24 protein-coding genes are annotated in these 25,149 nt (G+C 28.7%); 15 read left to right on the top strand and 9 right to left on the bottom strand.

All coding sequences use genetic code 11. The features are described from left to right. Window positions 1-19: 19 nt before the first annotated feature. From AB0T67_RS10165 to AB0T67_RS10155, 3 genes are all read left to right on the top strand, one after another. Window positions 20-2,506 carry a zinc-dependent metalloprotease gene (locus AB0T67_RS10165; protein WP_369220204.1) on the top strand — a complete coding sequence of 829 codons (2,487 nt, stop codon included), beginning with the start codon at window positions 20-22 and terminating at the stop codon, window positions 2,504-2,506. Between the two features lie 267 nt (window positions 2,507-2,773). After that, entirely contained in the window at window positions 2,774-4,717 is a 1,944-nt protein-coding gene (locus AB0T67_RS10160; protein ID WP_369220203.1) for a CocE/NonD family hydrolase, read from the top strand. Window positions 4,718-4,838: 121 nt separating this feature from the next. Next, window positions 4,839-5,540: a hypothetical protein gene (locus AB0T67_RS10155; RefSeq protein WP_369220202.1), complete on the top strand. Its 702-nt coding sequence runs from the start codon at window positions 4,839-4,841 to the stop codon at window positions 5,538-5,540. Here AB0T67_RS10155 and aat read toward each other — a convergent pair. After that, entirely contained in the window at window positions 5,535-6,158 is a 624-nt protein-coding gene (gene aat / locus AB0T67_RS10150) for a leucyl/phenylalanyl-tRNA--protein transferase (RefSeq protein WP_369220201.1), read from the bottom strand. The genes AB0T67_RS10155 and aat overlap by 6 nt on opposite strands. A gap of 148 nt (window positions 6,159-6,306) precedes the next feature. On the opposite strand from aat, the gene AB0T67_RS10145 reads away from it, so the two are divergent. The 3 genes from AB0T67_RS10145 to AB0T67_RS10135 all read left to right on the top strand — a co-directional run bounded on the left by AB0T67_RS10145 (window position 6,307) and on the right by AB0T67_RS10135 (window position 8,852). Next, window positions 6,307-7,863, top strand: a complete 1,557-nt coding sequence (locus AB0T67_RS10145) for an NAD(P)/FAD-dependent oxidoreductase (protein ID WP_369220200.1) — start codon at window positions 6,307-6,309, stop codon at window positions 7,861-7,863. An 83-nt stretch (window positions 7,864-7,946) separates the two neighbouring features. Continuing rightward, window positions 7,947-8,570 carry a YqaA family protein gene (locus tag AB0T67_RS10140; RefSeq protein ID WP_408648488.1) on the top strand — a complete coding sequence of 208 codons (624 nt, stop codon included), beginning with the start codon at window positions 7,947-7,949 and terminating at the stop codon, window positions 8,568-8,570. A gap of 24 nt (window positions 8,571-8,594) precedes the next feature. Beyond that, window positions 8,595-8,852 carry a DUF1456 family protein gene (locus AB0T67_RS10135; RefSeq protein WP_271230630.1) on the top strand — a complete coding sequence of 86 codons (258 nt, stop codon included), beginning with the start codon at window positions 8,595-8,597 and terminating at the stop codon, window positions 8,850-8,852. Between the two features lie 60 nt (window positions 8,853-8,912). On the opposite strand, the gene AB0T67_RS10130 is transcribed toward AB0T67_RS10135, so the two are convergent. From AB0T67_RS10130 to AB0T67_RS10120, 3 genes are all read right to left on the bottom strand, one after another. Beyond that, window positions 8,913-9,689, bottom strand: a complete 777-nt coding sequence (locus AB0T67_RS10130) for an NYN domain-containing protein (RefSeq protein WP_369220199.1) — start codon at window positions 9,687-9,689, stop codon at window positions 8,913-8,915. 163 nt (window positions 9,690-9,852) lie between these two features. Continuing rightward, window positions 9,853-10,218 (bottom strand): DUF3127 domain-containing protein, encoded by a 366-nt coding sequence (locus tag AB0T67_RS10125; protein WP_271230632.1) that lies wholly within the window; start codon window positions 10,216-10,218, stop codon window positions 9,853-9,855. 8 nt (window positions 10,219-10,226) lie between these two features. Continuing rightward, on the bottom strand, window positions 10,227-11,087 hold the full coding sequence (locus AB0T67_RS10120; protein WP_369220198.1) for a flavin reductase family protein: 861 nt from the start codon (window positions 11,085-11,087) through the stop codon (window positions 10,227-10,229). A 70-nt stretch (window positions 11,088-11,157) separates the two neighbouring features. On the opposite strand from AB0T67_RS10120, the gene AB0T67_RS10115 reads away from it, so the two are divergent. Next, the gene (locus tag AB0T67_RS10115; RefSeq protein ID WP_408648489.1) at window positions 11,158-12,306 is read left to right on the top strand and encodes a sensor histidine kinase; all 1,149 of its coding nucleotides are present in this window, start codon (window positions 11,158-11,160) and stop codon (window positions 12,304-12,306) included. A gap of 14 nt (window positions 12,307-12,320) precedes the next feature. Here the strand turns inward: AB0T67_RS10115 and AB0T67_RS10110 are convergent, their stop codons facing one another. Together AB0T67_RS10110 and greA are read right to left on the bottom strand one after the other, a co-directional pair. Next, window positions 12,321-12,713 (bottom strand): HIT family protein, encoded by a 393-nt coding sequence (locus AB0T67_RS10110; protein WP_369220197.1) that lies wholly within the window; start codon window positions 12,711-12,713, stop codon window positions 12,321-12,323. Between the two features lie 92 nt (window positions 12,714-12,805). Beyond that, window positions 12,806-13,279, bottom strand: a complete 474-nt coding sequence (gene greA, locus AB0T67_RS10105; protein ID WP_271230636.1) for a transcription elongation factor GreA — start codon at window positions 13,277-13,279, stop codon at window positions 12,806-12,808. Window positions 13,280-13,385: 106 nt separating this feature from the next. On the opposite strand from greA, the gene AB0T67_RS10100 reads away from it, so the two are divergent. The 3 genes from AB0T67_RS10100 to purE all read left to right on the top strand — a co-directional run bounded on the left by AB0T67_RS10100 (window position 13,386) and on the right by purE (window position 15,543). Further along, the gene (locus AB0T67_RS10100; RefSeq protein WP_271230637.1) at window positions 13,386-13,796 is read left to right on the top strand and encodes a Rieske (2Fe-2S) protein; all 411 of its coding nucleotides are present in this window, start codon (window positions 13,386-13,388) and stop codon (window positions 13,794-13,796) included. A gap of 66 nt (window positions 13,797-13,862) precedes the next feature. Continuing rightward, on the top strand, window positions 13,863-15,020 hold the full coding sequence (locus AB0T67_RS10095; protein WP_369220196.1) for a 5-(carboxyamino)imidazole ribonucleotide synthase: 1,158 nt from the start codon (window positions 13,863-13,865) through the stop codon (window positions 15,018-15,020). Window positions 15,021-15,063: 43 nt separating this feature from the next. After that, window positions 15,064-15,543 (top strand): 5-(carboxyamino)imidazole ribonucleotide mutase, encoded by a 480-nt coding sequence (gene purE / locus AB0T67_RS10090; RefSeq protein WP_214984972.1) that lies wholly within the window; start codon window positions 15,064-15,066, stop codon window positions 15,541-15,543. A 59-nt stretch (window positions 15,544-15,602) separates the two neighbouring features. On the opposite strand, the gene AB0T67_RS10085 is transcribed toward purE, so the two are convergent. Both AB0T67_RS10085 and AB0T67_RS10080 read right to left on the bottom strand, forming a co-directional pair. Then, entirely contained in the window at window positions 15,603-15,860 is a 258-nt protein-coding gene (locus AB0T67_RS10085; RefSeq protein ID WP_369220195.1) for a Txe/YoeB family addiction module toxin, read from the bottom strand. Further along, entirely contained in the window at window positions 15,861-16,109 is a 249-nt protein-coding gene (locus AB0T67_RS10080; RefSeq protein WP_369220194.1) for a type II toxin-antitoxin system Phd/YefM family antitoxin, read from the bottom strand. It abuts the gene before it with no gap. Between the two features lie 128 nt (window positions 16,110-16,237). Between AB0T67_RS10080 and AB0T67_RS10075 the strand changes: the two genes are divergently transcribed. The 4 genes from AB0T67_RS10075 (at window position 16,238) to AB0T67_RS10060 (ending at window position 22,051) form a co-directional block, all read left to right on the top strand. Next, window positions 16,238-18,259 (top strand): M3 family metallopeptidase, encoded by a 2,022-nt coding sequence (locus AB0T67_RS10075; protein WP_369220193.1) that lies wholly within the window; start codon window positions 16,238-16,240, stop codon window positions 18,257-18,259. Window positions 18,260-18,417: 158 nt separating this feature from the next. Then, window positions 18,418-18,657, top strand: coding sequence for a hypothetical protein (locus AB0T67_RS10070; RefSeq protein ID WP_369220192.1), 240 nt, complete (start codon window positions 18,418-18,420; stop codon window positions 18,655-18,657). A gap of 3 nt (window positions 18,658-18,660) precedes the next feature. Further along, window positions 18,661-19,389, top strand: coding sequence for a GLPGLI family protein (locus tag AB0T67_RS10065; protein WP_369220191.1), 729 nt, complete (start codon window positions 18,661-18,663; stop codon window positions 19,387-19,389). 52 nt (window positions 19,390-19,441) lie between these two features. Then, window positions 19,442-22,051, top strand: a complete 2,610-nt coding sequence (locus AB0T67_RS10060; RefSeq protein WP_369220190.1) for a carboxypeptidase-like regulatory domain-containing protein — start codon at window positions 19,442-19,444, stop codon at window positions 22,049-22,051. 2 nt (window positions 22,052-22,053) lie between these two features. Here AB0T67_RS10060 and AB0T67_RS10055 read toward each other — a convergent pair whose 3' ends face one another. After that, complete coding sequence (locus AB0T67_RS10055; protein WP_369220189.1) at window positions 22,054-23,289, bottom strand: glycosyltransferase; 1,236 nt, start codon at window positions 23,287-23,289, stop codon at window positions 22,054-22,056. Between the two features lie 173 nt (window positions 23,290-23,462). On the opposite strand from AB0T67_RS10055, the gene lpdA reads away from it, so the two are divergent. Beyond that, entirely contained in the window at window positions 23,463-24,863 is a 1,401-nt protein-coding gene (gene lpdA, locus AB0T67_RS10050) for a dihydrolipoyl dehydrogenase (protein ID WP_369220188.1), read from the top strand. Window positions 24,864-25,149: the final 286 nt, after the last annotated feature.

Raw genomic sequence — 25,149 nt, 5'->3', positions numbered from 1 at the left:
ATTTTTTAAATCCAAATTTATGACTAAAAGAATACTATTACTTTTTGTAATTCTTTTTATTAATTTTTCATCCAAAGCAAATGCGCAATGGTTTAAAAAGAAAACGAATAAAAAAGAAATAAGTAAACCAAAATCTAAGCCCAATAAAAACGCTATAAAACCTTATAATAAAGTAGTTACACAAAAGCATAGTACGGACAACGGATTATTTAAAGTTCATCAAAAAGAACAACAATATTTATTTGAAATTCCAGATTCGTTACTTAATCGTGAAATGTTAATGGTTACTCGAATTGCTAAAACAGCTAGCGGTATCGGTTTTGGTGGCGGAAAACAAAATACACAAGTATTACGTTGGCAAAAAAAACAGAAAAATATTTTACTAAAAGTTGTTTCTTATAATGTTGTTGCAGATACCTTGCTTCCTATTCATAAAGCTGTGGTAAATTCTAATTTTGAACCCATTTTATATTCTTTTCCAATAAAAGCATTTAGTAAAGATTCTACGGCTACGGTAATTGATGTTTCTTCTTTATTTAATACTGATATAAAAGCAATTGGTTTTCCTCAAAGAAAAAGAAAGCAATATAAAATTTCTAAAATGGATAAAAATCGTTCTTATATAGAACGTATTAGTAGTTATCCTAAAAATATTGAAGTTCGACACGTAAAAACATACGTTTCTAGCGCACCGCCTTCTAATAAAAGTGTTGGTGCAGTTTCTATGGAATTAAGTAATTCAATGATTTTATTACCTAAAAAACCGATGAAACGCCGTTATTTTGATGAGCGTGTAGGATGGTTTGCAAGGTCTCAAACAGATTATGGTTTAGACGTTCAAAGAAGTAAATCTGTAAAATATCTTGACAGATGGCGTTTAGAAGTTAAAGATGAAGATATTGAAAAATTTAACAACGGAGAATTGGTTGAACCTAAAAAACAAATTGTTTATTATATTGATAGAGCTACTCCAAAAGAATGGCGAAAATATATAAAACAAGGAATAAATGATTGGCAAGGAGCTTTTGAAACTGCAGGTTTTAAAAATGCAATTATTGCAAAAGATGCACCTACCAAAGAAGAAAACCCTGATTGGAGCCCTGAAGATGTTCGTTATTCTGTGGTACGTTACTTAGCTTCTCCAATTCCAAATGCAAATGGTCCTCATGTAAGCGATCCTCGTTCTGGAGAAATTTTAGAATCGGATATTAACTGGTATCATAACGTAATGACTTTATTACATAACTGGTATTTTATTCAAACGGCGGCAATAAATCCTGATGCTAGAAGTACAAACTTTAAAGAAGAAACTATGGGACGTTTAATTCGTTTTGTCTCTGCTCATGAAGTTGGTCATACTCTTGGATTACCTCATAATATGGGAAGTTCTGTTGCTTATCCTGTTGATTCTTTACGCTCGGCAACTTTTACTAAAAAATACGGAACAGCACCTTCAATTATGGATTATGCTCGTTTTAATTACATCGCACAACCTGAAGATAAAGGCGTTGCTTTAATGCCAAATATTGGGCTTTACGATAAGTATGCCATCAATTGGGGATATCGTCCAATATTAAATACATCAGCAAAAAATGAAAAAAACATCTTAAATAAATGGATTCTTGACAAAGCAGGAAATCCTATTTACAGATTCGGACATCAGCAAGTTGTAAATGTTATCGACCCAAGTTCTCAAACTGAAGATTTAGGTGATGATGCCATAAAAGCAAGTGCCTACGGAATTAAAAACCTAAAACGTATTTTACCAAAATTAGAAGAATGGACTACTAAATATGGCGAAAATTACGACGAATTAAAAACCATGTACACGCAATTGTTATGGCAATTTAATCGATATATGGGACACGTAAGTTCTAATATTGGTGGTGTTTACGAAAACTACAAAACTGCAAATCAAGATGGAGCTGTATATACACACGTTCCTAAAAATCATCAAAAAAATGCTTTAAAATTTGTAAACGAGCAATTATTTAAAACGCCAACTTGGTTATTAGATAAAAATATTTTTGATAAAGTACAATTTTCTGGTGCCGATAAACGTATTGGCGAATTACAAGAAAGAACCTTAAATCATATTTTAAAAACGGGTAGAATGGCACGTTTAATCGAAAACGAAACTTTAAACGGAGCAAAATCCTACACGCTTGTAAATATGATGCAAGATTTACGCAAAGGAATTTGGAGCGAGTTATACACCAATAAATCCATTGATGCATATCGTAGAAATTTACAACGTGCGTATTTAGATCGTTTAGATTTTTTATTAAACAAAGCTAAAAATCAAAAAGGAACAAATAACGGAGGATATTTTAAACAAACGGCGGTAAATATTAGCCAATCAGATATTAAACCTGTTGTTAGAGGTGAATTAAAAAATTTAAAAAGAGATACAAAAAGAGCTTTAAGTGTTGCTAAAAACAACATTTCTCGTTATCATTTACAAGATGTTTTAGATAGAATCGACACAATTTTAGATCCTAAATAAACTAAAAATAATAAAAATGATTTGAAGCAATTTCCCGCTTTCCGCACTCGCTTTTTTTATTTTTTCGAAAAGAAAAATAAAAAAGAGCTCAAACAATTGCTTCAATCGGGGCTAGAAATTTTTACATTTTAAAAAACATAATATTTTAAAATGTAAATCCTATTTTTTAGTAACAATTTTCTAGAAGTTGTATTTAATCAGGTTTTTAAAATCTGTTTTCGTACAACTTCTTTTATTTATATTTACTTTCTAAAATAACCAAACCGCATGAAATTACTTCTTAATTTTTCACTATTTTTTCTACTTATAATAAGTAGTTGTACGCCAAAAAGTACCACTAAAACATCCGAAGAAAAAACACCTGTAAAAAGCACTTATGTAAAAGACAACTTCACTAAAAAAGAAGTGAAAATTACCATGAGAGATGGCGCAAAATTACACACCACTATTTACTCGCCAAAAGACACATCAAAAACATATCCTATTTTATTACAACGAACTCCGTATAGTTGTCGTCCTTACGGAAAAGATACTTTCAAAACTAAAATAGCTCCTAACCCTATTTTAATGAAAGAAGGAAATATTGTGGTTTATCAAGATGTTCGTGGTCGTTGGATGAGCGAAGGCGTTTACGACAATATGCGTGCTTACATTCCTAATAAAAAAGCCAAACAAACCGATGAAACTAGCGATACTTTTGATACAATTGATTGGTTAGTTAAAAACACAGCTAACAACAATGGAAATGTTGGAACTTGGGGAACTTCATACCCTGGGCATTATGCAACTATTTCAGCAATTGATGCACATCCTGCATTAAAAGCAGCATCTCCACAAGCTTGTATTGGCGATTTCTTTTTTGATGATTTTCATCATAATGGCGCATTTTTACTAAGTTATTTTAATGCGATTCCATTATTCGGAACTTATAAAGATCAGCCTACAGATTCTTCTTGGTATTCTTTTCCGAAGATGAAAACAAAAGACCAATATCAGTTTTTTTTAGACAAAGGTCCTTTAAAAAACTTAAACGAATATTTTCAATATGATAAATTAGATACTAAAATCGCTTCTGATAAAAACAAGAATACCGATAAAATTGATGATTTTTTCTGGAAAGAAATTGTTGAACATCCAAATTACGATAGCGTTTGGCAAAGCAAAGGAATTATTCAACATTTAAACAGAGTTCCATCTACAGTAGCAACAATGATTGTTGGTGGATGGTTTGATGCTGAAGATTTATACGGTCCTTTAGAAACGTATAAAAACATTGAAAAAAATCAACCAAATAATTACAACACTTTAGTTTTTGGTCCTTGGGATCACGGCGGATGGTCTAGAAATAAAGTAGCTAGTACAGTTGGAAATTATTATTTTGGAGATTCTATTTCATTAAATTTTCAAAAAAATATTGAAACTAAATTCTTCAATCATTTCTTAAAAGAAAACGGTTCAAAAAATAGCGGATTACCAGAAGCTTATGTTTTCGATACAGGAAAAAAAGAATGGAAATCATACGATGTTTGGCCTCCTAAAAGCGTAAAAAAACAATCTTTTTTCTTATCAGAAAATCAAGAATTAACTACGGATAAAAAAGGAAGTTCAAAAGTACAATTTGTAAGTGATGTTAAACATCCTGTTCCTTATTCTGAAGATATAAAAACTGTTTTCACACCAAGAAAATACATGACTGATGACCAGCGTTTTGCTGCCCGAAGACCTGATGTATTGGTTTATCAAACGGATATTTTAACCGAAGATTTTACTTTAGCAGGAGATATTTTAGCAAAACTAAACGTAGCAACAACAGGTTCAGCTGCCGATTGGATTGTAAAAGTTATTGATGTGCATCCTTCTGATATCAAAAATGATAATAAAGATATGCAAACGCATTTAAAATTAAGTAATTATCATATGATGGTTCGTAGTGAGGTGATGCGTGGGCGTTTTAGAAATAGTTTTTCAAAACCTGAACCGTTTACTCCAAACAAAAAAACAGCGGTAAATATTAAATTACAAGATGTTTTTCACACCTTTAAAAAAGGGCATAAATTACAAATTCAAGTGCAAAGTACGTGGTTTCCTTTAATTGATTTGAATCCACAAACTTATGTAGATAATATTTATAAAGCTGATAAAAAAGATTTTAAAAACCAAACACATACTATTTTTTCAGATTCTAGTATTGAGTTTTCTGTGTTAGAATAAACTTTTTTTGATATAATTTTAATGTAAAAAAACCTCGTGATGAAAATTACGGGGTTTATGTGTTTTAAGTTATGCTTTATGTAGAATTATTATAAAAATGGTAACTTTATAAAAAAACGAAATGAATAATTTTGATATTATTAAAAATAAGTGTGAAGAGATATCTGAAAAAATAAAAAAAATAGGTAAAGAAAATAACGAAAACTACGTGATTGATGGCATTATTAATCTAAATAAATATTTAGAAGCTAAAAATAAAATATTATGGATATTAAAAGAAGCTAATTCAGAAGGAAGTTCTTGGAGTTATATCAATAAATTTCAAGATAAAAAATGGCTTAATAAATGTGGAAAAAGTATTCCTACAATAAAACGAGTTATGTATACAACTTACGGAATACTTAGAAACCCTAAATGGGAAAATATTCCTGATGCAAAAGATGAAAAATGTTTTGAACCACTTCAAGAAATCGCTTTGTTAAATATAAAAAAAATACCAGGTGGCGGTAATTCAAACCCAAAATCAATTACTGAAGCTTATAATAGAAATTGTAAGTTATTAAACTTACAAGTTAAAACCTATAATCCTGATATTATAATTTTTGGAAATACATTTCAGTATTTTAAAACAGCTGATTTTCCAAATATAAAGGAAACTAAAAGGGAAATTTCTACTTTTGGTAATCATTCTTATAATACAGGTGATAAACTTTATATTCATACTTGGCATCCTGCTGTTAGAGGAAAAGGTTTTACTGATAAAGGATATGTAACAGATATTATTCAAATAGTCGAAAAATGGAAAAGTCAAAACACCCTATAACAACCCCAAAAAATCACTCCTATCAATTTCACGAGCACCTAAACTTTCTAGGTGTTCGTTATGAACTTGGCAATCTATTAATTTATATCCGCAGTTTTTAGCCAAATGAATAAACGCAACTTTACTCATATTACTTGCTTTGCTAAACATACTTTCGCCACAAAAAACACCGTTTTTTAAATCGATACCATACAAACCTGCAACTAAAATATCATCTTGCCAAACTTCTATTGATTTTGCAATTCCTTTATTGTGTAAATTGATATATGCCTTTTCCATATCATCAGTAATCCAAGTTCCTAACTGGTCATTTCTGTGGATATGTCGGCAATTAAAAATCACTTCTCGAAAAGCTTTATTCTCTGTAATTACAAAATTTGCTTTACGTAAAACTTGTTTCATCGATTTTGAAACTCTTACCTCAGCAGGAAATAAAACCATACGTTCTGGCGGAGCATACCAAACAATTGGTTCGCCCTCATTAAACCATGGGAAAATTCCATTTTTATAAGCAAACTCCAAACGTTCTGCCGATAAATCGCCTCCAAATGCCAAAACTCCTTCTTCATTTGCAAATTCATACGGTGGAAATACTATTTCTTCAGGTAACCAAATCATCTAAAAAACACTTATAAATATTAATAAACACCACAAATATAGTGTAGTTATTAGCAGTACGAATCAAAAAATAAAAACCTTCCTTCGATTTTTTATAATTCTTATCAAAATAAAAAGGTATCAATTCAAATTTCCATAATTTTGCAAAATGGTAAAAGAACTTCAACTACGCGTTAATTTAATAGAAGAAAAGAAAGCTGATATTTTAAAAAAGAAAGCTTCTAGAAAATTAGGAATCGATATTTCAGATATAACTACGGTAAAAGTGTTGCGTAAATCGATTGATGCACGTAAAAAAGACGTGATTTTCAATTATAAAGTAGCTGTTTATATAAATGAACCTTTGCCTGATACACCTGATTATATCTTTAATTATCAAGATGTTTCAAATGCAAAAGAAATTCATATTATTGGTTTTGGACCGGCTGGAATGTACGCCGCACTTCGTTGTATTGAACTAGGTTATAAACCGATTGTTTTAGAACGTGGAAAAAATGTACAAGATCGTCGTAGAGATTTACGTGCTATTAATCAAGAACATTTTGTAAATGAAGATTCTAATTACTGTTTTGGTGAAGGTGGCGCAGGAACGTATTCTGATGGAAAATTATATACTCGAAGTTTAAAACGTGGTGATGTTCGTCGAATATTTGAAAATTTAGTATATCATGGAGCTACAGAAGATATTTTAATTGATGCACATCCACATATTGGAACTAATAAATTACCTAAAATTATTCAAAATATTCGTGAGAATATTATAAAATATGGTGGAGAAGTTCATTTTGATACTCGTGTTACCGATTTTGTTATAAAAAGTAGCAAAATACAAGCATTACGATTAAATAATGGTAACGAAATGACTGTTAATTCTGTAATTTTAGCAACTGGTCATTCTGCTAGAGATATTTACGAATTATTAAACCGAAAAAATATTTTATTAAAAGCAAAATCATTTGCAATGGGAGTTCGTGTAGAACATCCTCAAGAAATTATTGACCAAATTCAATATAGTTGTGATGGTCAAAGAGATGAATTATTACCTGCCGCAGCTTATAGTTTAGTACAACAAGTAAATAATAGAGGTGTATATTCATTTTGTATGTGTCCTGGTGGATTTATTGTACCAGCTGCAACTGCAAATGGTGAAGTTGTTGTAAATGGAATGTCTCCATCTCGAAGAAATAATAAATTTGCAAACTCAGGAATTGTTGTTGAATTAAATATTGATAAAGATTTTAGAAAATACGAACATTTTGGTGCTTTAAAAGGATTAGAATTTCAAAGAGATTTAGAAAAATTAGCTTTTAATGCAGGAGGTAAAAGTCAAGTTGCACCAGCACAACGTTTAACTGATTTTGTTGAAGGTAATTTATCATCATCATTAAATGAAACTTCTTATCAACCTGGATTAAAATCATCGCCATTACACTCATTACTTCCAAAAATAATTGGAGGTAGATTACGTAAAGGCTTTGATGCTTTTGGTAAAAAAATGCACGGATATTATACATCCGAAGCAAATATTATAGGTGTTGAATCTCGTACCTCATCACCTGTAAATATCCCTAGAAAAGAAAATTTAGAACATCCACAATTAGACGGTTTATTTCCTTGTGGTGAAGGTGGTGGTTATGCTGGTGGAATTATTTCTGCAGCCATGGATGGTGAACGTTGTGCTGAAGCAGCTATTGCTAACTTATAATTAACGATATTTCTATTGATTTATCTGTAATTACCTTGTATTTTTGTCGTCTAAAAAGGCTTAGATAATTAAGCAACTATAAAGTGAAGAAAAAAAGAATCATAAAAAACAAAAAACCACACGTAAAACGTTTACACGTTTATTATCAACGTACTGGTTTTTACATGTTTATTTGGGAAAGTTTAAAAGCAGCTTTTTTACCGATAGTAATTGCTGTTATAGCTGTGTTTTTATTTAATAGATATGTTTATAATATTAATGACGGCTTACAAATAGTAACAGAAACGTTTTCTAGACTAGGAATTTTAACTACTTTTTTTGTTTCAGAAACAATATTAGGATTAATTCCACCTGAAATTTTTATTGCTTGGTCCAAGAAAACAGCAGACCCAATTTTAAATTTATCACTTTTAGCAACTTTATCATATTTAGGAGGATTAACGGCATATTTTATAGGAAGAGCTTCTTTAAAAATTAAATCGATAAAAAACTATCTAGAAGTTAAAATGGCTAAAAACCTTAAAAACACAAGCAAGTGGGGAGGTATTTTAATTTTAGTAGGAGCATTATTGCCCTTGCCTTTTGCTATTAGTTGTTTAACGGCTGGTATGATTAAGTATCCGTTTAAAAAAGTAGTACTTTTTGGGCTATTTCGTTTTTTACGCTTTGCTATTTATGCTTGGGCTATTTTCAGTATGGTTAATTAAATTAATATTATTAAAAACAAAATTATGGGAGGCTTATCAAACAACGATATATTTAAAAAATTAAGAGTAGCACACAAATTACGTGATACTGATATTGTTGAAATTTGTGCTTTAGTAGATTTTAAAGTTTCTAAAGGAGAATTAGGAGCACTTTTCAGAAATGAAGAACATCCTAAATACATGGAATGTGGTGATCAGATTCTTAGAAATTTTTTAAATGGACTAGTAATTCACTTAAGAGGTCCAATGCCTCCTAAGAAAAAAGTAGAACCGACAAAATAACTTACAATAAAAAACCTTCTGATTTCTCAGAAGGTTTTTACTTTTTTAAATACGTTATAATCATGTAGCTTTTTTATCTTTTATAGAAATCGTAGAATTATCGGTATGATAAATCATTTCAAAATCGGTATTTAAAGTACTAAACATGGTATTAAAGTTTTTATATCCATACTTTTTAGAATCAAAATCAGGATCTAATTGCTTAATTGACTCTGCTAATTGACTTAGTAAAACTTCTTCATTTTCTTGCTTAACTACAGATAAAGCATGCCTAAGAAAAGGAATATCTATTTTTTGTGTTTTTTTAATTTTTTCTTTTTTCTTCTTTTTAGACTTCTTATTTTTTGATTTTTTTAAAATTTCTTCAGATACTTCTTCGGATGATTCTTCAGATACTTCTTTTTTAAAACTTTCTGTAAACGTAAAAATATCACAAGCATTAGTAAATGATTTTGGCGTTTGTTTTTTACCAACTCCTATTACATTTAGTCCACTTTCTCGTATTCTATTCGCAATTCCAGTAAAATCACTATCACTTGAAACAAGACAAAAAGCATCAATTTCTTCTCTGTATAAAATATCCATTGCATCAATAACTAATGCAATATCTGTAGCATTTTTACCTTTGGTATATGCAAAATTCTGAATTGGTTTAAGGGAGTAAAGACTAAGTTTTTCTTTCCATTTTTTCATTCGATTTCCAGACCAATCACCGTAAATTCTCTTGATAGTTATTCTGCCATATTTTGATATTTCTTCTGTGATGTTTTGTAAATATTTAGCTTCAGCATTATCACCATCTATTAACATGGCTATGTTAATGTTTCTTTTTTTCATAAACTTATTTCGTTCTATTTCTATTTTTTTTCAATGCCCGAATACATCTTTAAATATAGAAAAAGAAATAATGAAATACTTAATTTAATAAAAAAATTAAAATTTTATCCAAAAAAAAGAGCGCATATAGCGCTCTTTTTTCTTACTTTTTATAAACCTTTGATTAAAAAGGTAAATCGTCTGGTTCGTTTGCAGATAAGTCTGGTGCTTGTTGAAAACTATCGACAGGTGGTACATTTTGAGGTGCCCCTTGTGCTAAACTCTCAATTCTCCATCCTTGAATAGCGTTAAAGTATTTTGCTACTCCTTCAGGATTAATCCACTCTCTACCTCTTAAGTTAATAGATACTTTTACATCTTGACCAACAGCATAACTATTTAAAAGATCACATTTATCCTGTACAAATTCGATTAAAATCATTTGAGGATACTGCTCATCTGTAGTTACAACTAATTCACGTTTTCTAAATCCGCTAGCTCCAAATGTTTGCGCTTCGTTAATTAATTTAATCTTTCCAATAACTTCCATATTCTTATCTATTTAATTAAAAGCACTTTCCAAGCACTTTCTACATCATTATTCTTTAAATACTGCTGTGCAAATGTATGTTTTTTTTCAATTGTAAGCGAAACATATTTTGGATGTTCTTTGGCAAAGTTATTAACAGCTTCTTCATTAGGTAATTGTGATACATTACCAAGCATTCCTAAATTATTACCTGTTAAAACAGTACTATTTCTAATTTCTGAAGGAATTTTATCTACTCCTATTCCTAATGTTGAAATTGGCTTAGCTATTTCAAAAAAACCATCTTTTGCACGTGTATAATAGCTTCCTCCTGCCCTAGCTACTAAATCTATTTTATGCTGATCAATACTTCCATCTTCGGATAAGATATTTTCATTGATGTGTAATTTAACTACTTCACAAATAATTAAATTCCCAGCTCCTCCTTCGTTTCCTGTATAAATAATATCTGTTACTTTACATTCAAATTGCACAGGCGATTCTGCTACTCTAAAAGGTGCTATTTTATCCGAAGGTAACATTGTAAAACCTGCTTTTTCAAACTCATTTATTCCTTTAGGATACATCGCACTACTTAATGACATTTGCTGTACAATATCATAATTAACCACATTTATAACCACTTCTTTTGTTTCTTCGGCATTTTCTAAGGTATGCTTTTTCGTATTGTCTCTTACACTTCTGGCTGGAGAAAAAATTAACATTGGCGGATTTGCTCCAAAAACATTAAAAAAACTAAAAGGTGATAAATTCGGATTTCCATCAGCATCCATAGTACTTGCAAAAGCAATAGGTCGTGGCGCTATAGCACCTAATAAATAACTATGTAATTTTGATACTGGTAATTCTTTAGGATCTAATGATAACATATTATTTTTTAGTGTAAATATACTACGCTTTCACAAATTAAGTTATTATAGCGAATATTATATATAACGAATGACAATTTTTAAGAATACTTATTGGGTAAAACGAATGACAATTTTCATTTCATTATTAATTGTTTCTTTTATTTTATGGAATACCTATGTGTTTTTTCAAAAATTTAAAGAAGAGGAAAGAGGAAAAATTGAAATTTTTGCTGCTGCTTTTAAAGAACTTGCTTCTAATCCTAATTTAGATGAAAACACCAATTTAATTAATAAAATATATCAAACTATTGAAGATATACCTACTATTTTGGTAAATGAAAGCGGAAGTATTGATTTATATCGAAATTTAGATACTCTTAGATCTGAAAAACCTGAATACCTAGAAGCACAATTAACAATTATGAAAGATCAAAATGATCCTATCATGATTGAATATTTTGGAATTACGCAATATCTTTATTATCGAAATTCAGATTTATTATACAAACTAAAATACTATCCTTTAGCCTTATTATTAATTTTAGGATTATTTTTAACCATTGTATTTATGGTTTATAAATCTAGTAAAGTTGCCGAACAAAATAAACTTTGGACAGGTATGGCAAAGGAAACTGCACATCAAATAGGTACGCCTTTATCATCATTATTAGGTTGGATAGCTATTTTAAGGTCTGAAAATGTTAATGAAGAATATATTATTGAAATTGAAAAAGATGTTGACCGATTAAATACGATTGCAAATCGTTTTTCTAAAATTGGTTCTTTACCTAAATTAAAAAAATACAATATTGTTTCAGAAACAGAAAAAGCCTTTAATTATTTAAAATCAAGAAGTTCTAAACAAATTAATTTTTCTTTTTCTTCGGATAAAAAAGAACTTTTCGCACAATTAAATATAGAATTATATGGTTGGGTTATAGAAAACTTAATTAAAAATGCTATTGATGCTATGCAAGGAAAAGGTAGTATATCTTTAAAAATTAAAGACACTCCTAAATATATAAAAATTACAGTTACAGATTCTGGTAAAGGAATTCAAAAATCAGAATTTAAACAAATATTCACCCCAGGTTTTACAACAAAAAAACGTGGTTGGGGCTTAGGTTTATCGCTCTCAAAACGTATTATTGAAGATTATCACAAAGGGAGAATAGCTGTTCAAAATTCAGAAATAAATAAAGGTACAACCTTTAAAATTTCATTAATTAAGGTTTAATAATACTTTATTTTTTACTCAAAATTACTTGATATCTTTTCTGTTAAAGCTAAAAATTCTTTTTCAGATAATTTTACTTTTTCAACAAACTGAATATCAGCCATAGTATTTAAAGGAATTAAATGTACGTGAACATGTGGTACTTCTAAACCAATCACACTCATTCCAACACGCTTGCAAGGAATCGTTTTTTCAATAGCTTTTGCTACACGAAAAGAAAAAGACATTAAATTAGTATATTCTTCTTTCGATAAATCAAAAAGCTTATTTTCTTCTTTTTTAGGCACTACTAAAGTGTGTCCTTTTGCATTCGGATTTATATCTAAAAAAGCAATAAAATTTTCATCCTCTGCAATTTTATATGAAGGAATTTCTCCTGAAATTATTTTAGTAAAAATACTTGCCATCTATTATATTATTTTAATGTTTAGTGTTTTGTAAAAATAAAAAAAGCATTGCAGATGCAATACTTTTATTAAAAAACATTATGTCTATATTGTTATCTAGAAATTTCCATAATTTCAAACTTCATAATACCACTAGGTACTTTAATTTCGGCAATATCGCCTAATTTTTTCCCTAACAATCCTTTTCCTATAGGTGAATTTACTGATAATTTACCATTCTTAATATCAGTTTCAGAATCTGCAACTAAAGTGTATGTAAACTCCATACCGTTAGTTGTATTTTTTAATTTTACGATAGAATGAATCAATACTTTAGATAAATCTAACTGACTCTCATCAATAATACGAGCGTTGGCAACTACATTTTTAAGCTTTGCAATTTTAGTTTCTAATAAAGACTGCTCTTCTTTTGCAGCATGATACTCTGCATTTTCACTTAAATCTCCTTTATCTATGGCATCACCAATTTCTTGAGAAACTCTTGGTCTTTCAACATGCTCTAGTTGTGATAACTCGTCTTTTAATTTTTTTAATCCTTCTGCACTATAATATGATACTTCACTCATAATTTTTAATTTAAAAATCTCATACCGATAGGAATGAGATTGCTTTACAAATATACAAAATATTTGTAAATTCGTGACTTTCCTTAATAAACTCAATTTTTAAATAATGAAAAAAATATTTTTCCTTTTTATTTTAATAATTACCATTAGCTGCTCTGATAACGTACCTGTTAACGATTGTTTTAGAAGTATAGAAATGAATGCGATTATCGACTTAACATTACCTGAATTTCAAGGACTATTAGTGCCAAGTGGTAGCTCTCAAAATAAAATTCAAGGACGTGATGTTTTTCTTTTTAGAACAGGAACTAGTGGTTATAAAGCTTTTGATCAGCAATGTCCAGAAAATACCTGTACTTCTTTAATGTCTTTTGATGGAATTCATATTAAATGTCCTTGTGATAATAAAAAATACAATTATTTAACTAACGGAGCACCTATTGATAACCAAGGATGTAGTGCTTTAATGTATTTTGTAACACCTATTAATAGCTCACAATTAAGATTATCTCGTTAATTTTATTTATACTAGACTTAAGATTCTTATTTTTGCAATAACAACAACACATTAAAATATTTATCCTTGAAAAATTACTTTTCTTCAGACTTTAAACTGGGTGTTCTCGGTGGCGGTCAATTAGGTAGAATGCTACTTACCGAAACACAAAAATTTGATATTTACACCGTTATTTTAGGTGATAACAACGAAGCGCCTTGTGCACAAATTTGTAATGAATTTCATCAAGGTGATTTATTTGATTTTGATACCGTTTACAATTTCGGTAAAAAAGTAGATGTATTAACTATTGAAATAGAAAATGTTAATATTGATGCACTTGATAAGTTAGAAGCTGAAGGTTTAACTATTTTTCCAAAACCTGCTAACTTAAGAATTATTCAAAATAAAGCACGTCAGAAAACTTTTTATAAAAAAAACCAAATTCCTACGGCTGATTTTTCTCGTTTTGCTTTTGTTGATGAATTAAAAAAAGCATACGAAAACAAACTTATTGAATTTCCTTTTGTTTGGAAAGCAGCACAATTTGGTTATGATGGTACGGGTGTAAAAGTTGTTCGTAATTCTGATGATTTACAATCTTTACCTGAAGGTGAATGTATTGCTGAAAAATTAGTCCCTTTTAAAAACGAATTAGCTGTTATAGTTGCTAGAAATTCTGATGGCGATATAAAAACATATCCTGTCGTTGAAATGGAATTTCATCCAGAAGCAAATCAGGTTGAATATGTTATTTGTCCTGCAAGAATAGATGAATCAGTAGCAAAAAAGGCACAAGAAGTTGCTTTAAAAGTTGCTAAAACTTTAGACTTCGTCGGATTATTAGCTGTTGAAATGTTTCAAACTTCAACTGATGAAATTTTAGTAAACGAAGTAGCTCCACGTACTCATAACTCTGGACATTATTCAATTGAGGCTAGTTATACCAATCAATTTGAACAACATTTACGTAGTATTTTAAATCTTCCTTTAGGAAATACTGATAGTAAAGTTGCCGGAATTATGGTAAATTTAGTTGGTGAAGAAGGATATACAGGTGATGTTGTGTATGAAAACATGAATACAATTTTAAAAATTGATGGTGTTACTCCACATATTTACGGAAAAAAGACTACAAAACCTTTCCGAAAAATGGGACACGTAACAATTGTTAATGAAGATATTGATATCGCAAGACAAGTTGCACAACAAGTAAAAGAAACAATTCGAGTTATTAGTAAATAATCTTTTTATTTAAATTAATTTAGATAAAACAATACATAAAATTATGGTAGGTATTATAATGGGAAGCGATTCTGATCTTCCAATCATGCAAGAAGCAATCGATATTTTAGAAAGCTTTGATATCAAAATAGAAGTAGATATTGTTTCTGCTCACAGAACTCCTGAAAAATTAGTTGACTATTCTAAAAATGCTCACAAACGTGGTATTCAAGTAATTATTGCAGGTGCAGGTGGAGCAGCTCATTTACCAGGAATGGTAGCATCTATGAGTCCGTTACCAATTATTGGAGTTCCTGTAAAAAGCAGAAATTCTATTGATGGATGGGATTCTGTTTTATCAATATTACAAATGCCAGGAGGAGTTCCTGTTGCAACTGTTGCTTTAGATGGTGCTAAAAATGCGGGTATTTTAGCAGCTCAAATTATTGGTGCTTCGGATGCTAAAGTTTTAGATAAAATTGTAGCTTACAAAGAAGAATTAAAACTAAAGGTTGAAAAAGCGTCTGAAAGAGTTCGTAAATAAAAAGTAAATCTTTATAAATATCAAACCTCATCAATTTTAATATTGGTGAGGTTTTTTACTTAGCGGTAATGATAACGACAAGCTGCTATTAATATTTGTTCATTTTCGTATTTATAAACCAATCGATGTTCTGATGTTATACGCCTTGACCAGTAACCTTGTAAATCTCCTTTTAAAGCCTCAGGTTTTCCGATACCTTCAAAAGGTGTTCGCATACAATTTTTAATGAGTTCATTAATTCGCTTTACTATTTTCTTATCGACTTTCTGCCAATATAAATAATCTTCCCAAGAAGAAGCAGACCAAGTTAATTTCATCTACTCGATTAAGTTTTTTTGAACACCTTTACCTTCCTCAAGTTCTTTGATAGAGTTTAACAAAATATCTCTGTTTTTTCCTGTTAACAAATAGGTCGTTTCCTTTAATGAGTTATATTCATCCAATGATATTAAAACTAAATCTTTACCGTTTTTACGCTTGATAATAATATCACTTACATCATTGACTACTTTATCGAACCAATATTTTAAATTTGAACGAAAGTCTGTATAATTTACTGTTTCCATATTACAAATATACAAAAAAGTACTTAAAAAAGTACTTTTATAAAAAAAACTTACGCAACAATACATTATTTACTACAAGTAAATTTCGTTATTTTTACTTTTTTATTCATTTTAAAAACAGTTATTTAATGAATCCTTTATTACAAGATTTTAAAACACCTCCTTTTTCTCAAATAGAAGAAAAACACTATAAACCAGCTATTGAAAAAGCAATCGAATTAGCAAAAGAAGAAATTAATACAATTGTTATAAATTCTGATGTTCCATCATTTGAAAATACAACTGTTGCTTTAGATTTTGCTGGGGAAAAATTAAATAAAATTACATCAATTTTTTTCAATTTAAATTCTGCTGAAACTAATGATGAAATTCAAAAAATAGCAAAAGAGCTTTCTCCTTTATTAAGTGAGTTCAGAAATGATATTACTTTAAATCAAGCTCTTTTTAATAGAGTAAAAAGTGTTTATCAAACTAAAGATTCTTTAAATTTAACACCCGAGCAAAATACTTTATTAGATAAACAATACAAGAGTTTTGCTAGAAATGGCGCTAATTTAAACGATGATGATAAAACAGAATTGCGTAAAATTGATGCAGAATTATCTAAATTATCATTACAATTTGGTGAAAATGTTTTAGCAGAAACCAATGCTTTTGAAATGCATTTAACTGATGAAAATGATTTATCAGGATTACCAGAAAGTGTAAAAGAAGCAGCTGCAGAAATTGCAAAATCAAAAGAAAAAGAAGGTTGGATTTTCACATTAGATTATCCAAGTTATATTCCTTTTATGACTTATGCTGATAACCGAGAATTACGTAAAAAATTCGCTATTTCAGCTGGTAAAAAAGCATTTCAAGACAACAAATATAACAATGAACAAGTCGTTTTAGATATTGTAAATCTTCGTTATAAAAGAGCTAATTTATTAGGTTATAAAACCCATGCTCATTTTGTTTTAGAAGAAAGAATGGCGGAAAATCCTGAAAAAGTTTTATCATTTTCTAACGATTTATTGAAAAAAGCAAAACCTGCTGCAAAACGTGAATTTGATAATTTAGAAGCCTATGCTAAAAAATTAGACGATATCGATGAGCTTCAAAAATGGGATGGCGCTTATTATTCTGAAAAATTGAAAAAAGAACTTTTTTCTTTAGATCAAGAATTATTGAAGCCTTATTTCAAATTAGAAAATGTAATTGATGGTGCTTTTGAAATAGCCAATAGATTATTCGATTTAAAATTTGAAGAAATTACATCAATAGATAAATATCACGAAGACGTAAAAACATACAATGTTACGGATACTAACGGAAATTTTGTATCTCATTTTTATGCCGATTTTCATCCAAGAAAAGGAAAAAGAAACGGTGCTTGGATGACTTCATATAAATCACAACAAATTAAAAATGATATTAACGAGCGTCCGCAAGTTTCTATTGTTTGTAATTTTACCAAACCAACCGAAACAAAACCTTCTTTATTAACTTTTAATGAAGTTACTACCCTATTCCATGAATTTGGGCATGCACTTCACGGAATGTTAGCAAACACAACTTACACAAGTTTATCAGGAACTTCGGTTTCTTGGGATTTTGTAGAGTTGCCAAGTCAGGTTTTAGAAAATTGGTGTTACGAAAAAGAAGCTTTAGAATTATTTGCAAAGCATTATGAAACTGGGGAAACAATCCCAATGGAATATGTTGAGAAAATTAAAGAATCGGCTAGTTTTCATGAAGGAATGCAAACTTTACGTCAGTTAAGTTTCGGGTTATTAGACATGCAATGGCACGGTAACGAATCACCAGAAACAATTAAATCGGTTAAAGAATTTGAAAATAATGCTTTTGCTGATACTAAATTATATCCTAAAGTTGATGAAAATTGTATGAGTACTGCTTTTTCTCATATTTTTCAAGGCGGATATTCTGCTGGATATTATTCATATAAATGGGCAGAAGTTTTAGATGCCGATGCTTTTGAATATTTCCTAGAAAAAGGAATTTTTAATAAAGAAGTGGCTACTAAATTTAAAGAAAATGTACTTTCAAAAGGAGGAACAGAAAAACCTATGGAATTATACAAACGTTTCCGAGGAAAAGAACCAAAACCAGATGCGCTTTTAAAACGTGCTGGATTAATTTCATAACAAATATGCAATTAATAATTACGAGTTATGAAATTATAGCTCGTAATTATTAATTTACAGCTACTTTTAAAGCATATATTCTTCTAAAAAAAATTAGAAGAATATTGTGTATAATAATAATAACTATTTTTATCAAATATTAATAAAAATAAAAAATTATGAAAAATTTACTTTTAGGAAGTTTACTAGTTTTAACTTCTTTAACATTTGCAAACGAAAAAAAAGATACTAAGGTTGAAAAAAAGGAAATTGTAAAAAATATTATTAAGGAAACAAAAGATAATAATGTTAAACCTTTCTGCTACTTTTGGAAAAGAAGAAGTAGTGTAGGTTACAAAGGAACTAGAATTATTACTATGGTAACAAACTGTATTACAGGAGAAACAAGAATGTATTAATTTATGAATTTATCCATTAACTTTTCGATATTATTATTTTTAGTTACATCATTTTGTAATGCTCAAGGTGTCAATTATAAAATTACTTATAAAGAAATCATTGGAGAAGATATTGTTTACGATATAAGAAAAGGTATTATTTATGACTCAATTACAGTACCTAAATCAACACAAAATGGTTTTTTAATAGGTAATACTAAAAGAGCTACTTATCATTCAGATTTTCTTCTTATTTCTACAAAAAAAGGTAAATTACCTGATGGTGCCACTTATGTAGATACAAGACATAATTTAGGCGTATGTATTTTTAAAGATTTTATAACTAAAAAGCAAATTTTTGAAACATTAGGTAATCCTGAATTTGATGATCCTGATATTGTAGTGTTTAGAGATTTAAATTATTATAAGTGGACATTAAAAAATGAAACACGAAAAATAGGAAAATTCAATTGTAAAAAAGCTGTAGGTATTAATCAACTTAATGAAAAAGCTACTTGTTGGTACACCGATGAATTAGGTATTATTGGAGCACCTAAGTGTTTTGATGGCATACCAGGCTTAGCTATACAAGTTAAAAGTGAGTATAAAAACACACTCTTTGAATTAATTAAAATTGAATATCCAAAAACAATTAAGTTTAAAAAAAGAAGTAAAGACTTTGAAATAGTTTCAGAACAAAAATATCGCAATCCACCTACAATAATAAGTGAAGAAATTATACAAATGCATTAATATAATGAGCCTTATTTATTACATTTCAGGGCTTATAACTCAATAATAATTTATGAGATTAGTGTACTTTTTTATAGCGTTTAACGCTATTCAACTTTACAGTCAAACAAAAATTAACGGCGTTGTTGTAAATAAAATCAACAACGCTATTGGTTTTGCTTCTGTTCAATTAGTAGATAAACAAACCGATTTAACTCAAAACTATACAACTACGAATCAAAAAGGTGTTTTTTCTTTAGAAATACCATCGATTAAAAAACAATATTATTTAAAAGTTAGGCTTCTAGGTTATCAACCAAAAAACATACAACTTACAAACTTTAATAAACTTAATATAACACTTCAAGAAAATACTAATGAATTAGAAGAAGTTGTAGTTAAAGGATATTTAAGTGATTTTAAAATATCAAAAGATAGTATTACTTATAACCTTTCTAAAATTATTGATAGTACAGAAATCAACCTAAAAGATATTATCGAAAAGCTTCCAGGTTTATCTATCGATGACCAAAAAAAAATAAAATTCCAAGGAAATAGAATAGAAAAAGTAAGTATTGATGGGCAAGATTTTTTTGGTAAAAAGCACGAAATGGCTACTGAAAATTTAAGTGCAGAAGCAATTAAAGGGATACAGTTATTAAAGAATCATAAAGATTTTGATGATATTTCTACAAAAAAAACAGGTAAAATTGTATTAAATATTACACTTAATAAAAAATACAAAAATAAAATTGTTGGTAATATAGCAGGTAAATTAGGGGTACTTGAAAAACATCAAGCACATTTAAATCTTTTTAAATTTTTAAATAAAGGTAATTTTGCCCTTATTTCGGAAGCTAATAATATTGGTGAAACCGCTATAAATATGATTGATTATATTGAAATGAGAGGCGGTATAAAAAATTTCACTAAAAATAATTTATCAGATGGCTCAGGCGTAGTCGAAATAGACCATTCTAAAACACCCCGTTTTGTATTTGTAAATAAAAATGTAGATGAAAGAAAAACACTTTTTAATTCGATAAATTTCACAAATACGTTATCAGAAAAATCAAAAATTAATGGCTATATAACTGTCGATAAAACAAAAATAGAAGAATTTCAGAGCGGTACAAAAAAATATATTTCCGAAGATGTTATTGCCATTAACGAAGATAAAAAAAACACATCTAACAGTTATTTAGGTAATTCATTTTTTAATTTTTCATACAAAAAGAATAAAAAGGAAGTAGTTTCTTACAACTTAAAATTTAATATAATTGATGACAAATCAATTAGCACTATTAATCAATTATTTAATATAAAATCAAGAAATAAAAATAAAGGATTTTCTATTGGGCAGAATTTATCTTATAAAAAACAATTTAACTCTAAATATTATACCGAAATAGCTGTTTATCACGATATAAAAAACATCGAAAACAACCTATTTATAATTGCAAATAAACCTTTTTTAGGTTTGAATTTTACGAATAAATATTCACTAAAAAATGTAGAAAATGATAAATTAAATAGTTTAAATTTTGATTTTTTGAATTATTATAAATTCAATAGAAAAACAAATTTAGAATCAAAAATATCTTATATCCATAGTAATAAGAATATATTAAATACATCTACACAAAATAATTTGAGTTTCAATTTAAAAAATACAAAGAAGCAGTTTAGACTAAAAAACACCATTAATCATCGAATTAATAGACACTTTTACACAAAACTTAGGCTAAATTATCTTATTAATGATATAACTGTAAACTCAAAAAATAAAAAACAATATTGGCTACTTCCCTACATATTATTAAAATACAAGCATAATAATCAGAAATCTATAAATTTTAGTTTTTTTCAAAACAAACAAAATATTCCTATTTTTCAAACCAATACAAATCAAACTATACTTGATTTTCAAACAAAGATAAATTCAAATACAGCTGTTTTTACGCCAATTAGTAAACAAAATTTTAATTTAAACTATAACAATTATAACCCACTAACAAATAGTATGTTTACTATAAAAGGTACTTATTCTATTTCTAAAAATAATATTAGTTTCAACACATTGTTTAAAGATAATTATATTGAACAAAGTTATATTAGAGTTCCCGAAAAAGGTTTTGGTCTTGATTTTTCGTATCATAAAACTATAAAATATTTAAAACTTAAATATAATTTATCCAGTCTTTATAAACATATCAATACTATTTCATATTTTAATGGTGATAAAAACATAAAAAATAACACTTCTTACCAATTAAGATTAAACTTAAATTCAATTTTAAAAAAAAGTAGTGTACAAGCTAAATGTAAACTACAATATACTACTATAATCGATAAAAATAATTTCTATGAATTAAATTATGCTATTCATAAAATAAATATTTCTCCTGAAATATATGGAAATTATCATGAAATTCGTTGGAATATTGGAAACTCATACACAAACACTATTTCTAATTCTGAAAAACAACATATTAATTCTTTAAACTTTTCTTTATCTTATAAACTCAATAAAAAAATTGAACTATTTTGTAAAGGAAATAATATTTTGAATCTTAAAAGTAATCAAATTATCAGTTATCTTAATACCAAATATTTTTATCAATTTACCAAATCGGAACAACTAGAAGGAAATATTTTAGCTGGTTTACTATATCATTTTTAAAACTAAACTTTATTCTTAGCTTCAATCCACTTGCTCATATATTTTGTAGCTTGTAATGTTTGATGCTGTAATAAACTTCCAAGGAAATTTTTTGTTCGATGTTCGTCTAAGTTTTCTTGGATTTTTTTTAGCTGATTTATAAAAAGAACTTCAATTTTTTCTTTATCATAAATAGTATTGATGATTTCTATACCGTTTTTTTGTGATGCTTTCCAAAGGTTTTCATCTGAATAAAGTGTAACAGCTTTATTGGCAAATTCTTCAAAATCACCTTCAATAAAACCATTCCACTGAAAACTATCGTGCATTCCTTCTGCGCCAATATTTGTAGTAACACTTGGCGTTCCGCAAATCATTGCTTCGGTTAATTTCCCTTTTATTCCTGCTCCAAAACGTATCGGAGCTAAAACAATTTTTGCATTTTTTACAACTTCTATAGCATCCGTAGCAAAACCTTTTACTAAAAATCCATCTTTTTTATTATGTAATTGATTTATTTGCTGAGTTGCATAAGCTCCATAAATATGTATTTCAGCTTTTGGAATTTGTTTCCGAATCAATTGCCAAACTTCATTTTTTAATTGTAAAACTGCATCAACATTTGGAGCGTGAAAAAAATTTCCGATAAATATAAAATGTGATCGCTCATCAAAAGGTTTCCAATTATTGATGATTTTATCATCGATTTTATCTAATAGAAAAGGCAAATGATACAGTAAATTTTCATCGATTTTAAAAACATCTTTAAGCAATTTCATTTCATACGTAGAAATAATCAAACTCAAATCACATCTTAAAATTGAAGCAATTTCTCGTTTTGCATCGACAGATTTTAATAAAACATCCGTAGAGAAATTTTGACCTTTTTTTAATTGTTGATGACGAGTTTTACGTAAAAAATGTAAATCTTCAGTATCTAAAATTCGAAGTGCATCAGGGCAATTTTCGGCAACACGCCAACCAAATTGTTCTTCCATCATAAAACGATCGAACAATACAATAGCAGGATTTAAGTTTTTAATAAAATCATCAAAAGAAGCCGAATTTAATTGAATATAAGTTTCATTTACCTCAATTTCTGATAAATTAAATGCCTTTTCGCCTTTTTGTGCTGGCGATGCAAAGGTTATTTTATAATTATTTTTTTTAAATAATTCTATTAATTGTAACATTCTGCTTCCTGCAGCCGAAGAATTTGGTTCTACCCAAACATAACCGATAATTAATAATTGCTTCATAAAGCTCAAAGTTAGCGTATTTAATGTTATTTTTTGATAAAAAGTAATCGAATACATACTTCAACAAATCAACTTTTATATGTAATTTTGCATCTATTATTACAAAAAACTAAATATAAACTGATAAAATAGTAAGTTTTATCAGATATACATAAATAATAAAAATACAACTTATGAAATACGATTTAATCGTTATCGGTTCTGGTCCTGGTGGATATATTTCTGCCATTAGAGCCGCTCAATTAGGATCAAAAGTAGCTATTATCGAAAAATACTCAACTTTAGGAGGTACTTGTTTAAATGTAGGATGTATTCCTTCTAAAGCTTTATTAGATTCTTCTCATCATTATTATGATGCTGTGAATCATTTTGATGAGCATGGAATTACAGTAGAAAAGCCATCTTTCGATTTCGGAAAAATGGTAGATCGTAAAGCTAAAATTGTAGAAACTACAACTGGAGGAATTAAATATTTAATGGACAAAAACTTAATTACTGTTCATGAAGGTTTAGGTTCTTTTGAAGATGCTACACATGTAAAAGTTACTAAAAATGATGGAACTTCTGAAGTAATTGAAGGAACTAACATTATTATTGCTACAGGTTCTAAACCTAGTACATTACCTTTTATCAAATTAGATAAAGAGCGTGTTATTACTTCTACTGAAGCTTTGAAATTAAAAGAAGTTCCTAAGCACTTATTAGTTATTGGTGGTGGAGTTATTGGATTAGAATTAGGTTCTGTTTACAAGCGTTTAGGTGCTGATGTAACAGTAATTGAATATGCCCCAAAAATTACACCTACTATGGATGCTGATGTTTCTAAAGAACTTACTAAAGTTTTAAAGAAACAAGGTATGAAGATTAACGCCAATCATGGTGTTACTTCTGTTGAAAGAAACGGTGATGAAGTTATCCTAAAAGCTACTAACAAAAAAGGTGAAGAAGTTACTTTTACTGGTGATTACTGTTTAGTTGCTGTTGGTCGTAAAGCTTATACTGAAGGTTTAGGGTTAGAAAAAGCTGGTGTAAAAGTTACTGAAAGAGGAATGGTTGATGTAAATGACCATTTACAAACAAGTGTTTCTAATATTTATGCTATTGGTGATGTTGTTCGTGGAGCAATGTTAGCGCATAAAGCGGAAGAAGAGGGTGTTGTTGTTGCTGAATACTTAGCAGGACAAAAACCTCATATTGATTATAATTTAATTCCTGGTATTGTTTATACTTGGCCAGAAGTTGCGGCTGTTGGTAAAACAGAACAAGAATTAAAAGATGCTGATGTTGCTTATAAAGTTGGTAAATTTTCTATGCGTGCTTTAGGTCGTTCTAGAGCTAGTGGAGATTTAGACGGTTTTGTAAAAGTTTTAGCTGATAAAAATACTGATGAAATTTTAGGAGTTCATATGGTTGGTGCACGTGTTGCCGATTTAATTATGGAAGCTGCCGTTGCAATGGAATTTAGAGCATCTGCTGAAGATTTAGCAAGAATTTGTCATGGTCACCCGACATATTCAGAAGCTGTTAAAGAAGCTGCAAAAGGAGCTTGGGATGGTAAGCCTTTAAATGCTTAGAATATTTTAAAATACATTTTTTTAAAAGGCAATCTCGTTAGAGATTGTCTTTTTTTTTGAAGCTATTTCCCGCTTTCCGCACTCGCTTTTTTTATTTTTTCAAAAGAAAAATAAAAAAGAGCTCAAACAATTGCTTCAATCGGGGCTAGGCATATTAACTAAATTACAAAAAGCGTTAAATAGTTTTTAATACTACTAATAACTTAATTAAAAATACTTTATATCTAAAAAACAGAATCTCTCAAACTAAATTTATTTCAGTTTCATATGCTGATTTGCCGTAGTT

It is taken from the genome of Tenacibaculum salmonis (assembly GCF_041053065.1).
Classification (GTDB): Bacteria; Bacteroidota; Bacteroidia; order Flavobacteriales; family Flavobacteriaceae; genus Polaribacter; species Polaribacter pacificus_A.
Note: the sequence above shows the minus strand (reverse complement) of the source record. Positions and strands in the feature narration are given on the sequence as shown.

Excerpts from the sequence above, each read along its gene's own strand:
- AB0T67_RS10165 (WP_369220204.1), top strand. The coding sequence starts at position 20 with ATGACTAAAAGAATACTATTACTTTTTGTAATTCTTTTTATTAATTTT.
- AB0T67_RS10160 (WP_369220203.1), top strand. The coding sequence starts at position 2,774 with ATGAAATTACTTCTTAATTTTTCACTATTTTTTCTACTTATAATAAGT.
- AB0T67_RS10155 (WP_369220202.1), top strand. The coding sequence starts at position 4,839 with ATGAATAATTTTGATATTATTAAAAATAAGTGTGAAGAGATATCTGAA.
- aat (WP_369220201.1), bottom strand. The coding sequence starts at position 6,158 with ATGATTTGGTTACCTGAAGAAATAGTATTTCCACCGTATGAATTTGCA.
- AB0T67_RS10145 (WP_369220200.1), top strand. The coding sequence starts at position 6,307 with ATGGTAAAAGAACTTCAACTACGCGTTAATTTAATAGAAGAAAAGAAA.
- AB0T67_RS10135 (WP_271230630.1), top strand. The coding sequence starts at position 8,595 with ATGGGAGGCTTATCAAACAACGATATATTTAAAAAATTAAGAGTAGCA.
- AB0T67_RS10130 (WP_369220199.1), bottom strand. The coding sequence starts at position 9,689 with ATGAAAAAAAGAAACATTAACATAGCCATGTTAATAGATGGTGATAAT.
- AB0T67_RS10125 (WP_271230632.1), bottom strand. The coding sequence starts at position 10,218 with ATGGAAGTTATTGGAAAGATTAAATTAATTAACGAAGCGCAAACATTT.
- AB0T67_RS10120 (WP_369220198.1), bottom strand. The coding sequence starts at position 11,087 with ATGTTATCATTAGATCCTAAAGAATTACCAGTATCAAAATTACATAGT.
- AB0T67_RS10115 (WP_408648489.1), top strand. The coding sequence starts at position 11,158 with ATGACAATTTTTAAGAATACTTATTGGGTAAAACGAATGACAATTTTC.
- AB0T67_RS10110 (WP_369220197.1), bottom strand. The coding sequence starts at position 12,713 with ATGGCAAGTATTTTTACTAAAATAATTTCAGGAGAAATTCCTTCATAT.
- greA (WP_271230636.1), bottom strand. The coding sequence starts at position 13,279 with ATGAGTGAAGTATCATATTATAGTGCAGAAGGATTAAAAAAATTAAAA.
- AB0T67_RS10100 (WP_271230637.1), top strand. The coding sequence starts at position 13,386 with ATGAAAAAAATATTTTTCCTTTTTATTTTAATAATTACCATTAGCTGC.
- purE (WP_214984972.1), top strand. The coding sequence starts at position 15,064 with ATGGTAGGTATTATAATGGGAAGCGATTCTGATCTTCCAATCATGCAA.
- AB0T67_RS10085 (WP_369220195.1), bottom strand. The coding sequence starts at position 15,860 with ATGAAATTAACTTGGTCTGCTTCTTCTTGGGAAGATTATTTATATTGG.
- AB0T67_RS10080 (WP_369220194.1), bottom strand. The coding sequence starts at position 16,109 with ATGGAAACAGTAAATTATACAGACTTTCGTTCAAATTTAAAATATTGG.
- AB0T67_RS10075 (WP_369220193.1), top strand. The coding sequence starts at position 16,238 with ATGAATCCTTTATTACAAGATTTTAAAACACCTCCTTTTTCTCAAATA.
- AB0T67_RS10070 (WP_369220192.1), top strand. The coding sequence starts at position 18,418 with ATGAAAAATTTACTTTTAGGAAGTTTACTAGTTTTAACTTCTTTAACA.
- AB0T67_RS10065 (WP_369220191.1), top strand. The coding sequence starts at position 18,661 with ATGAATTTATCCATTAACTTTTCGATATTATTATTTTTAGTTACATCA.
- AB0T67_RS10060 (WP_369220190.1), top strand. The coding sequence starts at position 19,442 with ATGAGATTAGTGTACTTTTTTATAGCGTTTAACGCTATTCAACTTTAC.
- AB0T67_RS10055 (WP_369220189.1), bottom strand. The coding sequence starts at position 23,289 with ATGAAGCAATTATTAATTATCGGTTATGTTTGGGTAGAACCAAATTCT.
- lpdA (WP_369220188.1), top strand. The coding sequence starts at position 23,463 with ATGAAATACGATTTAATCGTTATCGGTTCTGGTCCTGGTGGATATATT.